Source organism: Neisseria sp. P0021.S007, assembly GCF_051956855.1.
The window spans coordinates 1-473 of record NZ_JBQCXA010001492.1; the positions used below are offsets into that span (position 1 = coordinate 1).

The following is a 473-nucleotide window of genomic DNA, read 5'->3' on the forward strand; positions in this document are numbered from 1 at the left end:
GGGCATTTGTGCTTGGGCGAGTTCGTAATGTTCATGAGACGGCAGGCCGGGATAGAACACTTTTTCAATGGCAGGATGAGCTTCCAAACGGCGTGCGATTTCGAGTGCGTTTTGGCAATGGGCGTTCATGCGCAGAGCCAGCGTTTTAATACCGCGCAACACCAGCCAGCAGTCCATCGGGCCTGCAATCGCACCGGTATGCACCATCATGTCGTGCAAAGGCTGAGCCAGCTCTTTGGTTTTGGCAACGACTATGCCCATCAATACGTCGGAATGGCCGCACAAATATTTAGTAGCGGAATGGAACACAAAATCGCAACCCATATCCAACGGCTGTTGCAGATACGGCGTGGCAAAGGTGTTGTCGATGCCGACCAGCGCACCGGCTGCTTTGGCTTTTGCGGCAAGCGCTTTGATGTCTACCAAGCGCAAAAGCGGATTGGACGGCGTTTCCAGCCAAACCAGTTTGACAT

1 protein-coding gene is annotated in these 473 nt (G+C 53.5%); it reads right to left on the minus strand.

The features are described from left to right. Positions 1-473, minus strand: a 473-nt coding sequence (locus ACTHUR_RS19885) for a trans-sulfuration enzyme family protein (RefSeq protein WP_440400517.1), incomplete at both ends; no start/stop codon positions are given.